This is a genomic window from Cupriavidus sp. C3SS-1 (assembly GCF_057073755.1).
This window is the reverse complement of the sequence record NZ_CP172699.1, coordinates 2,014,953-2,027,589: the sequence shown is the minus strand read 5'-3', so window position 1 is coordinate 2,027,589 and position 12,637 is coordinate 2,014,953. Positions and strand designations below refer to the sequence as shown.

The following is a 12,637-nucleotide window of genomic DNA, read 5'->3' as shown; positions in this document are numbered from 1 at the left end:
GTTGGGAATTACTGGGGCAGGCGGTGGCGCGGCAGTTCCGGTCGTGCGTGCGTCGCGCGCGAAGTATCGACCAGGCGATACATGCGGAAACGCTCGTCACGGTCAGCGGGCCGGCGACCTTCCCAGATCAGCCGCCATTCGAAATGCGAGATCTTGCTCGGTTCGCCGTAGTCGGCGCTATCGTGCCGCAGCAGGATGTCGCAACCGTCTTCGGGGCCGCCGAAGCGGAAATGGCCAAAGTAGGCGAATGACGCTAGCTGGGCATTGCCCATGCGGATCGGCTGCACGCACTGGTACGTAGACGGCAGCGCCATGGCGGCAGCCTCGACCACGTCGCGGTAGGTCTTGCCGTAGTTGATCGACGGCAGCCAAAGCGTCATGGCCATGACCCACATCAGCGTGGTGCCGGCGGCGGAAATCACCACCGGACGCCAGATCTGTTTGGGCGCGCGCGACAGCCGCCAGCGTACCACCAGCACCCAGGCCACCGTCACCAGCAAGGCAAAGATGACTGAGGAAAGCTTGAAGTGATGCTGGTAGCCGGGCAACTGCCGGAACACGTTGCCCGCGATGCGCGGTGGCCAGCCCGTGGTCTTGGCGAGCCACAGGAACCACACCGTGCCACCGAAAATGGTGAAGAACAGCAGGGCGAACCAGTCGATCGCGTTGATCACGCCGCGCGCCAGCGTGGGCAGCGCAAACGCACCGAGGATCGCCATCGGCGGCAGCAGCAGGATGAACTGGACATCGCTGGCATTGGTCTGCAGGAACAGCAGCGCCAGTGTCGGCAGCAGCAGCGCCAGCGGCAGCGCCACATGTGGGGCGCGGCGCATGCCGGCCCACGCCACCCAGGCCCAGGCCGCGATCGGCCAGACCGGCCACGCGTACAGGAACAGGTTGCGCATATTGAAGCCGAACGACTGCATGTTCGGCGCGCCGTAGCTGCGCCGGTCATAGCGGGCCCATTCGCGGATGAAGGTCACCGCGTCGTGCCGGTCCGCCGCGCTAAAGTAAGCGGCGGCCAGCCAGGCGGCGACAATCAGCAACGCCAGCGGCACGCCGATGGCCGCCAGCCGTCGACCGGGCATCGGGGCGCAGACGGCGGCGCAGATCGTGGCGGCAACCAGCAGGGCCAGCGGCAGGATCGGCCCGCTGGCCAGGGTCAGCGCGCCCAGGCCGAGTCCGAACACAAGGCTGCCCTGCACGGGCTTGTCGAGGCTGCGCACCAGCCCGTACAGGATCATGGCGATCAGCGCGACCTGGCCGACCTGCGCGGTGGTTTCATGTCCCCGGACCGCCAGCCCCACGCAGGCCAGGAACACGAGCAGGGCGCCGTCGGCCAGCGTGCGGCCATAGTCGCGCGCGCTGGGCTGGCCGCCGAAGGCGTAGGCAAACGGCTGCACTTCGTCCCGGCGGCCGAGCAGGTAGGTGGTGTACCAGATGAAAGCGCAGGTGCCGAAGAAGCACAGTGCCGTGGCCAGGCGCGACGCATCCGGGGCGCCGAGCCAGCCGCCGAACAGGCGGATCATGGCCGCGCCGATCCAGAAGACCAGTGGCCCGTCCTCGGTGAACGGACGTCCCGCGATGTTGGGCATCAGCCAATCATGCGCGCCGCCCGTGGCCAGTTGCCACATCACGCCGAAACCGGCGGCATCCTCGTTCTTCCACGGGTCGCGGTGGAACAGGCCGGTCAGCCCATAGATGATGCAGATCGCCAGCAGCAGGGCGCGCGGCAACGCGCCCGTTGCGGCGGCGGTCAACTGAACGGGGGAAGTCTTGGCTTCACGCATCGGCGGATCGGGTCAGCAGCGCGGTACCGGCCGGGCTGCCGCAAGCGAGTGGCGGCGCCCAGGGCCGGACGGTAAGGAGGGCACAAATGCAAAGAGGCAGCCGCTGCTGCCTCTTTGCGGGTCTGCGGGGCGCCGGAACATCTGTCCGCTGGCGCCGCGCAAACGGGTGTTCGCAAGAGCGATTACTTCGCAGCCTTGCCCAGCTTGCTGCCGAACTTCTGGCGGAACTTCTCGACGCGGCCGGCGGTGTCCATGATCTTCTGGGTGCCGGTGTAGAACGGGTGCGATTCCGACGAGACTTCGATCTTGGCCAGCGGGTATTCCTTGCCGTCCCTCACGATCGTGTCGCGCGTCTGGATGGTCGAACGCGTGATGAAGCTGAAGTCGCTCGACATGTCCTGGAACACGACTTCGCGGTAATTCGGGTGGATGCCTTCTTTCATGGTGATTCCTTTCTGGTTGGGTAGCCAGTCCGTTGCGCGCTGCCGGCCCATTGCCGCGGCGCGAGACGAACCACTTGCCGATTACGGGCAAACCAGGATTATGGCAGAAAAACAATGGCTCGGGGAAGCGTAACGGCAATTCCCGTCGGGCCGGCGAGCCGCGGATTGGACAGCTTACGCCGATGTGCCGGCCGGGTCCTGCCGGAAGAACGTTGCAAGGCATTGGTACACCACGGGCCAGTGACGTTTCAGGCCCGTTGGTTCAACAAAAAATGCTTCGGCCGTCACGGCGAAGAATTCGCTCGGTGCTTCGCAGCCGTAAGGGTCGATCAGGCGCAAGGCAGGCGGCAGCCGTTCAGGGTGCTCCCAGGCTGTCGCAGGATGCTGGTCCCAGGTTTCGGCGAAACGGTCGTACTCGCTCAGGAAGGTCTCCGCCCAGGCTTCGGCATCGACGCCGGGGTGCAAGACCCGGGAGAAGGGTGGAACGCCGTCGGGTTCGCCGTCGAGCATGTCCAGCTTATGGGCGAATTCATGGACCACCACGTTGTAGGTGTCGGCCGGAACATCGTGTTCGGTATCGAGGCCGCCGCCCGGCATCTCGACATCGGGCCAGGACAGGATGACCGGGCCGTGTTCCCACGCTTCACCGCTGGCCTCCTCGACGACGCCATGCACCAGCCCGATTTCGTCCTGCACCGTGCGCCGGATGACGAACTCGCCCGGATACAGCACGATGCCGTGCCAGCCGCGATACCACTCGATCCCGAGCCGCAGGATGGGCACGCAGGCCTGCACCGCGACGCTGACCACCATTTCGTCGGTCAGCGGCAGCTCGTGCGCGGTGGAGTATTCCTTTTCGGCGATGAATAGCGTGGCCAGTTCGCGCAGCGCGCGCCGGTCGTCCTCGGCGTAGCGCCGCACGAACGGCAGCGCCGACACGGTGCGTTCCCACAGCGCATCGGGAATGGCGTAGTGCTCGAGCTTGCGGGCTTTCGAGCGGGTACGCAGGAATTGGGTCAGTTTGCCGAGCATGGTGCGTTGAGGGCTAAAAGCCGGGGCCAGCCCTGGCAATGCGACAAAACAAAAAGGCGTGCCGCGGCACGCCTTTTTCTGTTCGGACGAAGATGCCGGAGGCTTAGCCGCCTCTGCGCATCATATCGAAAAACTCCACGTTGTTCTTCGTCGCCTTCATCTTGTCCATGATGAATTCCATGGCCTGCACTTCGTCCATGTCGGAGATGAACTTGCGCAGGATCCAGATCTTCTGGAGGATGTCCGGCTTGATCAGCAGTTCTTCGCGGCGCGTACCGGACTTGTTCAGGTTGATCGATGGATAGACGCGTTTTTCCGCAAGGCGGCGTTCCAGGTGCACTTCCATGTTGCCGGTGCCCTTGAACTCTTCGTAGATCACGTCGTCCATGCGGCTGCCCGTCTCGATCAGCGCGGTGGCGATGATGGTCAGCGAACCACCTTCCTCCAGGTTACGCGCGGCACCGAAGAAGCGCTTCGGACGTTGCAGCGCGTTGGCGTCGACACCTCCGGTCAGCACCTTGCCCGAGGCCGGCACCACCGTGTTGTAGGCACGCGCCAGACGTGTGATCGAGTCCAGCAGGATGACCACGTCGCGCTTCAGTTCGACCAGGCGCTTGGCTTTTTCGATGACCATTTCGGCGACCTGCACGTGGCGGATGGCCGGTTCGTCGAAGGTCGACGCCACCACTTCGCCGCGCACCGAGCGCTGCATTTCGGTCACTTCTTCCGGGCGCTCGTCGATCAGCAGCACGAACAGGTCCGCTTCCGGATGATTGTTGGCGATCGCGTGTGCAATGTGCTGCAGCATCACGGTCTTGCCGGACTTCGGCGATGCCACCAGCAGCGCGCGCTGGCCGCGGCCGATCGGCGCGATCATGTCGATGATGCGGCCGGTGATGTTCTCTTCGGCCTTGATGTCGCGTTCGAGCTGGAGCGGCCGGTTCGGATGCAGCGGCGTCAGGTTCTCGAACATGATGCGGTTCTTCACCGCCTCGGGCGCTTGCCCGTTGACCTTGTCGACCTTTACCAGGGCAAAGTAGCGCTCGCCGTCCTTGGGCGTGCGCACTTCGCCTTCGATCGAATCACCGGTATGCAGGTTGAAGCGGCGGATCTGCGACGGGCTGATGTAGATGTCATCCGTGCTGGCCAGGTACGAGGTTTCCGGCGAGCGCAGGAAACCGAAGCCGTCCGGCAGAACTTCCAGGGTTCCGTCGCCGTAGATGGTTTCGCCCATCTTGGCGCGCTTCTTCAGGATCGCAAACATCAGTTCCTGTTTGCGCATCCGCTGTGCGTTGTCGATCTCGAGCGTTGCCGCCATTTCGAGAAGCGCAGACACGTGAAGCGATTTGAGTTCTGTCAGGTGCATAGACAAGGGGTACAGAAGCCCGGACGGGCGAGACCTAGAGGGAAGGGGGAAAGAAATGAGCGAACGCTCGGGGAAGTTGTTGGTGGCATCTTAGCACAATCCGACCGGCGCGCCAGGGGGTGGCGCACGCACATCGGATTGTGGGAAACCCGGAGCCCATGCCAGGGCTCCGGCATGCAAGCGCTTACAGGTTGCCGTCGAGGAACGCCGTGAGTTGCGACTTGGACAGCGCGCCGACCTTCTGGGCCGCGACCGCACCATTCTTGAACAGGATCAGCGTCGGGATGCCGCGGATGCCGAACTTGGCCGGCACTTGCTGGTTCTCATCGACGTTGATCTTGGCGACCTGCAGCTTGTCGCCGTAGTCCTTGGCCACTTCGTCCAGGATCGGGGCGATCATCTTGCAGGGGCCGCACCATTCCGCCCAGAAGTCGAGCAGGACCGGCTTGTCGGACTGGAGGACGTCGGCGTCGAACGAGGCGTCGCTCACATACTTGATTTGTTCACTCATGGCGGAAAACCTCTGGTTTCGCTCTGTTTATGTCAATGGCTGGGAATGGCCGAACTGCTACCTTACACGAGAATCCCGGGATTCGCCTGACGGTACAGTCGGGGATTCTCCGCGGCGGCGGCGGTTGCGCGCCGGTTTCGTCGATATGTTACCAGTTTGCGGATTTTCAAGATGGCACCCAAAAGAGCCCATTGGCAGTCCGGATAATCGACGGCGGTGCATATATTCTGCCTTGGATTTGCGAGGCGCATGAATGGTTGTTTCAATCGCGGCGAGAGATTTCCGCAATCGAGGATGTGGGCTATGCCGCACGTTGTCGATGGCTCTGATTTGCCCCGCACGTGTGCCGGATGCGCCCGCCGGACGCGTAGAATAGAAGGACAGCACTTCCTGCGCGCCATGCGCCATTGACAAGGCCATCGACATGACTCCTGATTCCCGCAAGCCCACGCAGCCGGACGCCGAGCCGGCGTCTCCGGATGTGGAACACCTGAGCGACGCGCTGGACCACATCAGCAGCGCGGTCGAGACTGAAAGCATTGCCAGCGGCGCGGCCAAGGGGCTGGTTTACAGCATCATCGAAACCCTGGGCACGCTGGTCGGCGACCCGGACCTGCCCGAGCACGCGCGCTCGGGCTATGAAGGCCTGCTCGAAACCGCGCGCGAGATCCGGGCGCGTCTGGAGGGCGGTTCGGACTGAATCCGGTGCGGGGCAGCCCGCGCGATTTGCAGATCGCCCCGCGCGCTGACATTTCAGTGCGCGGGAAGCGGCCTTCGTTGTTCCCGCAATAGCCGTTCCCGCAATAGCCGTTGTTTCCTTCCCTTGTTTTCACCCTTTGCCTCCCGCAGTCCGCCTGACCCGCGGCACGCGCGCCCATGACACCACTGCGCTTTCGTCCCGGCCCGGATTTCCTCGACCAGGCGGCTGCGGCTGCCTGGCATTTTCTTGACCACTGCGGTGTGCCGGAAGCCGCCGCGCATGTGGTCGTGCCGACCGCGGCGCAGATTCCAGGCGTGCGCATGGCGCTCGATGCCGTGGCGCGCGCGGCCGGCCGGCCGCGGTTGCTGCCGCGCGTCGTGACGCTCGGCCACTGGCTGCTAGACCTGCCGCCCGATGGCACGCCGGTGCGCAGCCCCGCCGCGCGCCTGCTGGCCGTGCAGCAGGCGGTGCGCGCGCAGGACTGGCTGAGGCGCTCGTTCGGCGCGCAAACGGAGTCCGCGGCGTGGGGCCTGGCGCAGACGCTGCTGTCGGTCTGCGACGAACTCAATACGCGCTGGCTCGAGGACGTCGCGGTGAGCGATGGCGAAGCCATGGACGGCGCCGATCGCGCATCGCTGCTGCAGGGCGCGCTGGAACGGACCTATGCGCATCTGACCGAGCGGATGCTCGGCGAGGAGGCGCGCATCGTGCTGGCGTTCTGGCAGGCGCTGTCCGGTCCCGACGATCCCATGCCATCGCGCCGGCGCGCGTTGCGGCAGCTTGCCCAGCAACTGCGCGGGCCGGTCGTGTGGATCGCCCCGACGCCGCCGACGCCGATCGAGTCCGCGTTCCTGAACGATGCCGCCGAGCTGGTGCCGGTGCTCGCGGTTGGCTACGACTGGTCCGGGGCCACCGAAGCCGGACACAAGGACGATGCCGCCGGTTGGTATGAGACGCTGGTTGCCCTGTGGCCCGAGGCACGTATTGCCACTGACGACGATGCGCCGCCATTCACGCATGCCCTGCCCGTGTTGCCGGAAGCGCGGCCATCGATCCGCGTCATCGGCGCTGCCCGCTTCGAAGACGAAGCGGCCGCCGCGGCCGATCAGCTCGTGCAATGGCTCAACGCAGGCCGGCGCAACATTGCGTTGGTCGCGCACGATCGCGTCGTGGCAAGGCGCGTGCGGGCGTTGCTGGCCCGCGCGGGCGCACCCGTGCGTGATGAAACCGGCTGGAAGCTCTCAACCACGCGCGCGGCCGCGGCGCTGATGCGTTGGTTCGACTTGCTGGTGCGCGATGGCGACACTGCCGCGCTGCTCGATTTGCTGAAGAGCCCCTTCTGCCTGCCCGAATTTCCGGATCGCGGCGCCGCTATCGCGTTGATCGAGCGTCAGGTCCGGCGTGACGGTATCAGCGGCGGATGGGACCGGCTGCGCCACCTGTCCGGCGCGTCGCCATCCGTGTCGGCAGACGCCGACGATGCGGAAGTCCAGCGTGCGGAAGCGGCGCGCCGCAGCGCGGGTGACCTGCTTCTCGTGCTCGCCGATGAGGCGGCCCGTTGGCCGCGCGGCATTGCTCAGCATCCGTTGTCGATGTGGCTCCGTTGCCTAGAGGGTACGCTCGACGCGCTCGGCATGCGCGCCGCCCTCGCCGCGGAGGAAGCTGGCCGCCAGCTGCTTGACGCGCTGGCGCGGCTGCAGGAGCTGCCGTCCGACGAAACCAGTGCGCACGCCACGCTGTCCCAGGCGGAATTCCGCTCGATGCTGTCTGCGTTGCTGGAGTCGGTGGCCTACAAGGAGCCACCGGCCAGCGGCGCGGCGCGGATCACGATCCTGCCGCTGAACGGCGCGCGCATGCGGCGCTTCGACGGGGTCGTGGTGGTGGGCTGCGACGACGCCCAGCTGCCGTCGAGCGCCGCGGAGCTGATGTTCTTCTCCAACCAGATGCGCCGCGAGCTGGAACTGGAGGACCGCGAAGCGCGTTTTGCGCAGCAGGCCCGCGACCTGGCGGAAGTCCTGCTGAACAATGACGACGTGGTGCTGACCTGGCAGCGCCTGGGCGGGCGTGGCGAGCCCAAGCACGTGTCCGGCTGGATCGAGCGCCTGTTCGCATGCTGCGCGCGTGCGGGCGTGAAGATCGATGCGAGCATGGCGCCGCTCTTCCACCAGACGTTCGCCGATACGCGTGGCATGCCCGCGCCGGCGGCACCGGAGCTGGTGCCGGCCCGCTGGAGCGCGCAGGCCTACAACATGCTGCGTCGCTGTCCCTACCAGTTTTTCGCCGGCCGCATGCTGGGGCTGGCCGGGCTCGAGATCGTCAGCGACGACCTGGAAAAGCGCGATATCGGCGACCTGCTGCACCGCGTGCTGTTGCGCTACCACCGCGAACTGCTGGCGCGCCGCGAGCGCGGCGAGGCGGTGCCGGAAGCGGCGCGGCTCGAGCGGTTGCGCGAAATCTCGGACGACGTCTTCGGCGCGCTGATGGCCGAGGACGGCAATGCGATCGGCTACTACCGACGCTGGTGCGAAGTGCTGCCTTCCTATGTGTCCTGGCAGACCGCGCGCGAAGCGCAGGGATGGTACTGGCGCGGCGGCGAGGTCGACGCGGGCGTGGACCTGCCCATGCCGGACGGCAAGCCGATCCGGCTGAACGGCCGCATCGACCGGCTCGACCAGGGGCCCGATGGCACGCATGCCGTGCTCGACTACAAGACGCAGAGCGCCACGCGCCTCAAGCGCAAGGCGAGCGAGGTCGAGGAGGATTGCCAGTTGCCGTTCTATGGCCTGCTGCGTGCCGATGCCGTGGGCGGAAGCTGGGTGGCGCTGGAGGGCGCGCGCGAAGGCGCCGCCGCGCCGCAGCGCGAAGTCGACCTGCCGGATTTCGACGCCGCCGTGGCGTGGCTGGAGCGGCAGATGCGCGACGACGTCATGCGCCTGCGCCAGGGCGCGCGGCTGCCGGCGTTCGGCGACGCGTCGGCCTGTACCTATTGCAGTGCCCGTGGCCTGTGCCGCAAGGGCTTCTGGGAATCCACCGCCGTGCCGGTGCTGACATCATGACAGTCCACGCCTACCTGCGCGACGGCCAGCCCGTCAGCGAGCCCGATTTCACCCGCGCGGCCTGCGATCCCGCCAGCTCCGTGGTGGTGGAAGCCTGCGCCGGCAGCGGCAAGACCTGGCTGCTGGTGGCGCGCCTGGTGCGCCTGCTGCTGGCGGGTGCCGCGCCACACGAAGTGCTTGCCATCACGTTCACCCGCAAGGCGGCCGAAGAGATGCGCGAGCGCTTGCTGGAAGTGCTCGCGCAGATGGCGCGCGACAGCGACGACGCGGTGGTCGAGGCGCTGGTCATGCGCGGCATGACGACGCAGGCCGCGCATGAAGCGCTGCCGCGTGCGCGGCGCCTGCATGCACAGGTGCTGGCGGCGCCCGGACGCATGGCCATCGACACCTTTCACGGCTGGTTCGGCACGCTGCTCCGGGGCGCACCGCTTGCCTCCGGGGTCGTGCCGGGCGCGTCCCTGCGCGAGGACTCGCTGCGCATGAAGCGCGAAGCATGGGCCCCGGTCTGGCGCTCGCTCGCGGCGCCGCGCTATGCCGAGCTGCGGCAGGCCTATGAGACGCTGGTGGATGCAGTCGGCGAGTTCCAGGCCCGTGGCCTGCTCGACGCCATGTTCCATGCACGCAGCGAATGGTGGGCCATGCGCGAAGGCGGCGACCCCGCCCAGGCGCTGGCCGATTGCCTTGGCGAAGATGCGCAGGGCGACGTTCTGGTGCCGGTGCTCAGCGACGAAGCCTGGCTTGAAATGTGTCAAGCGCTCGCATCGCGGCTCGGTGCCGGCGGCAAGACCGAACAAGCCCACGCGGGCCGGATCCAGGACGCGCTGATCGCCATCGGCAACTGGCGCGAGGACGGAGCGGCCGCTGGCAAGCCGGCCGAACACGCGTTCGCGCTGCTGCGCACCGCATTCTTCACCGCGGCGGGCAGTCCGCGTTCGCTGCGCCGAACCAGCGCGCTGGTCAAGGCGGCCGGCGGGGATTCGCAGGCCGATGCGCTGGTGGCGCAGCACGGCGAGTTGTGCGCGATGCTCGACGAGATCAGCGCGCGCCGCTGCGAGGCCGCGGTGCTTGCCGTCAACCTGGCGCTCTATCGCTTTGGCGACGCACTGCTGGACCGCTACCAGCAGTACAAGAGCGAGCAGCGCGCGATGGATTTCGCCGACCTCGAGTGGCAGGCCGCCTGCCTGATGGCCGAGGAAGAAACCGCCACCTATCTGCAGGTGCGCCTCGACGCGCGTTACCGCCACCTGCTGCTGGACGAATTCCAGGACACCAACCCGCTGCAGTGGCGCATCCTGCAGGGATGGCTGGCTGGCTATGCGGGCCTGGGCGAGCGCCCGACGGTGTTCCTGGTCGGCGATCCCAAGCAGTCGATCTACCGCTTCCGTCGCGCCGACGCGCGCCTGTTCGGTGCCGCAAGCGCGATGCTTCAGGCGGAGTTCGGGGCCACGGTGCTACGCACCAACCGCACCCGCCGCAACCGCACCGAAGTGCTGGCGTGGGTCAACGCCGTGTTCGATGCCGCCCGAGGCGAGGGCCGCTATCCGCTCTACGAGACCCAGACCACCGCGTTGCCGGAAGGCGGCGGCCCGGTCTGGCTGCTGCCGCTGGTGGAGCCTGAGGACGGCGGATCGGCCGCTGCGGCGGCCGAGGAAGATGGCACACCTTCGGATGTGCAAACCGAAGCCGGCCATCGCGACACGCTGCTGCAGCCGCGGCAGCACGAGGGCGACTCGTTGCGCCTGGAAGAGGGGCGGCGCGTCGCGGCATGGTTGCGGCATATCCACGATACGGTCCCGGTTCATGAGGGCAGCGAGCGAAGGCCGGCGCGCTGGAGCGATATGCACCTGCTGGTGCGGCGCAAGACCCATCTGGCCGACTACGAGCGCGCCCTGCGCGAGGCCGGCATCCCGTGCCTGAGCCCGCGCCGTGGCGGCCTGCTGGCCACGCTGGAGGCGCTGGACCTGTCTGCGTTGCTGGCGTTCCTGATGACGCCGGAATCCGACCTGGACTTGGCCCACGTGCTCAAGAGCCCGCTGGTCGGAGCCACCGACGATGACCTGATAGCGCTGTCGCAACAGGAAGGCGAGGGCGGCTGGTGGGCGCGCATCGAGTCAGGCGGCGTGCCGGAAGCCTGTTCCGATGCCGTCCGCGAAGGCGTGGCGCGGCTGCGGCGCTGGTTGCGGCTGGCGCCGCACCAGCCGGTGCATGACCTGATCGACCAGATTTTCCACGGCGGCGAAGTGCGGCGGCGTTACGCCGAAGCGGCGCCGCCGGATATCCGCGAGCAGGTGCTGGCCAACCTCGATGCGTTCCTGAAGCTGTCGCTCGACCTGGATGGCGGCCGCTATCCCAGCCTGCCGAAGTTCATCGACGAGCTGCAGGAAATCCGGCGTGGCGACGAGCAGGAAAGCCCTGACGAGGGCGGCATGGCGGACGACGCCGAACCCGCCGACGAGGACCCCACGCAGGCGGGCCTGGATGCCGTGCATATCCTGACCGTCCACGCCGCCAAGGGGCTGGAGGCGCCGTTCGTCGTGCTGCTCGATGCGAATCACAGCGACCCGGCGCCCGATCGTGGCGGGATCCTCATCGACTGGTCGCCGGAGTCGCGCGTGCCGCGGCATTTCTCCGCCTACGGCAAGCGCAGCGAGCGCGGGCTGGCCCGCGCGCCGCTGTTCGAGGCCGAAGCCGCGCTGGGCGAGCGCGAGAACTGGAATCTGCTGTACGTCGCGATGACGCGTGCGCAGCAGGGTTTGCTGGTCAGCGGCGTCAGGGGACGGGCGAGCCGCAACGCTGAATCCGAAGCGGGCAGCGAGATCGCGGGCAGCTGGTATGTGCGACTGCAGGCCGCCGGCGTGGCAGACGCCGTGGCGGAGCGTCCGCCCACCGTGGCGGACAACCTGCCCGCAGCTTCGCGCCTGAGTGAGCCCGTGCGTTTCACGGATTTCCGGCTGCGTTATCACGATGCGGCGGACGTAGTGGCCTTTGATGATGATGATGCCGACGGCATGGGGGAGCTACGCATGGGGGAGCTACTGCTCGAAGCGTCGGCCGATGAATCCGAAGGCATCGTCTTCAATGCCGCCGCGGCCCGCCATGGCGAACTGATCCACGCACTGCTGGAGCGGATCACGCGCTATCCAGATGCGTTCGATGCCGTGCCGGACGTGCCGACCGTGCTGCGCTGGTTCCCGCTGGCGGGGGCCGGCTCCCCAGGCGCGCGGCAGGCATGGCAGGGGCAGGTGGAAGAGGCCGTCGGCGCGGTGCAGGCAATGCTCGCGGCACCGGCGCTGTCGCGGCTGCTGCAGCCGTTTGATGCGATGTCCGCGCGCAATGAGGTCGAACTCTATGATGCAAGGGGCAGGCTGCTGCGTATCGACCGCCTGGTCGAATTCGAAGACAGGGTCGTCATCATCGATTACAAGCTGCGTCTGTTGCCCCAGGAACATGCCGCCTATCGTGCCCAGCTCATGCGCTACGTGGCCGCAGTGGCGCCGATGTTCGCCGGCAAGCCGGTGGAGGCTGGCGTGGCCACGTCGAATGGCGAGTGGATTCCGGTCGAAGCGCTGTCCGCGCCGGCTGCGGAGCCGGTGCAAGGCTCCTTGTTCTGAATGCCTGACGGGCCGCGTCCTGCTGTCTCGCCCGAATCGGCGCAGAATGCGGGAGGCGGCGCCCGGAATCCCGCTGTACTAAAGTGACGGAATGCCCGGTGTGGCCGGCTGTGGGGATGCGTAGGGAA

8 protein-coding genes are annotated in these 12,637 nt (G+C 67.1%); 3 read left to right on the top strand and 5 right to left on the bottom strand.

Translation table 11 applies throughout. The features are described 5' to 3' along the window. Window positions 1–8 precede the first annotated feature (8 nt). From ACIGJC_RS09350 to trxA, 5 genes are all read right to left on the bottom strand, one after another. Window positions 9–1,790 carry an ArnT family glycosyltransferase gene (locus tag ACIGJC_RS09350; RefSeq protein WP_483708506.1) on the bottom strand — a complete coding sequence of 594 codons (1,782 nt, stop codon included), beginning with the start codon at window positions 1,788–1,790 and terminating at the stop codon, window positions 9–11. Window positions 1,791–1,972: 182 nt separating this feature from the next. After that, a complete protein-coding gene (locus ACIGJC_RS09345) occupies window positions 1,973–2,233 on the bottom strand; it encodes a type B 50S ribosomal protein L31 (RefSeq protein WP_483708505.1) in 261 nt (86 codons plus the stop codon). Between the two features lie 174 nt (window positions 2,234–2,407). Further along, window positions 2,408–3,265, bottom strand: a complete 858-nt coding sequence (locus ACIGJC_RS09340) for a M90 family metallopeptidase (RefSeq protein WP_483708504.1) — start codon at window positions 3,263–3,265, stop codon at window positions 2,408–2,410. A gap of 103 nt (window positions 3,266–3,368) precedes the next feature. Next, complete coding sequence (rho, locus tag ACIGJC_RS09335; protein WP_483708503.1) at window positions 3,369–4,631, bottom strand: transcription termination factor Rho; 1,263 nt, start codon at window positions 4,629–4,631, stop codon at window positions 3,369–3,371. 184 nt (window positions 4,632–4,815) lie between these two features. Continuing rightward, a complete protein-coding gene (gene trxA, locus ACIGJC_RS09330) occupies window positions 4,816–5,142 on the bottom strand; it encodes a thioredoxin TrxA (RefSeq protein WP_029046118.1) in 327 nt (108 codons plus the stop codon). A gap of 424 nt (window positions 5,143–5,566) precedes the next feature. On the opposite strand from trxA, the gene ACIGJC_RS09325 reads away from it, so the two are divergent. The 3 genes from ACIGJC_RS09325 to ACIGJC_RS09315 all read left to right on the top strand — a co-directional run bounded on the left by ACIGJC_RS09325 (window position 5,567) and on the right by ACIGJC_RS09315 (window position 12,509). Then, a complete protein-coding gene (locus ACIGJC_RS09325; RefSeq protein WP_483708502.1) occupies window positions 5,567–5,842 on the top strand; it encodes a hypothetical protein in 276 nt (91 codons plus the stop codon). A 176-nt stretch (window positions 5,843–6,018) separates the two neighbouring features. Then, entirely contained in the window at window positions 6,019–8,898 is a 2,880-nt protein-coding gene (locus ACIGJC_RS09320) for a PD-(D/E)XK nuclease family protein (protein WP_483708501.1), read from the top strand. Continuing rightward, window positions 8,895–12,509 (top strand): UvrD-helicase domain-containing protein, encoded by a 3,615-nt coding sequence (locus tag ACIGJC_RS09315; protein ID WP_483708500.1) that lies wholly within the window; start codon window positions 8,895–8,897, stop codon window positions 12,507–12,509. The genes ACIGJC_RS09320 and ACIGJC_RS09315 overlap by 4 nt, the downstream gene beginning before the upstream one ends. Window positions 12,510–12,637 lie beyond the last annotated feature (128 nt).

Coding starts and splice junctions, on each gene's coding strand:
- ACIGJC_RS09350 (WP_483708506.1), bottom strand. CDS start 1,790: ATGCGTGAAGCCAAGACTTCCCCCGTTCAGTTGACCGCCGCCGCAACG.
- ACIGJC_RS09325 (WP_483708502.1), top strand. CDS start 5,567: ATGACTCCTGATTCCCGCAAGCCCACGCAGCCGGACGCCGAGCCGGCG.
- trxA (WP_029046118.1), bottom strand. CDS start 5,142: ATGAGTGAACAAATCAAGTATGTGAGCGACGCCTCGTTCGACGCCGAC.
- ACIGJC_RS09345 (WP_483708505.1), bottom strand. CDS start 2,233: ATGAAAGAAGGCATCCACCCGAATTACCGCGAAGTCGTGTTCCAGGAC.
- ACIGJC_RS09320 (WP_483708501.1), top strand. CDS start 6,019: ATGACACCACTGCGCTTTCGTCCCGGCCCGGATTTCCTCGACCAGGCG.
- ACIGJC_RS09315 (WP_483708500.1), top strand. CDS start 8,895: ATGACAGTCCACGCCTACCTGCGCGACGGCCAGCCCGTCAGCGAGCCC.
- ACIGJC_RS09340 (WP_483708504.1), bottom strand. CDS start 3,265: ATGCTCGGCAAACTGACCCAATTCCTGCGTACCCGCTCGAAAGCCCGC.
- rho (WP_483708503.1), bottom strand. CDS start 4,631: ATGCACCTGACAGAACTCAAATCGCTTCACGTGTCTGCGCTTCTCGAA.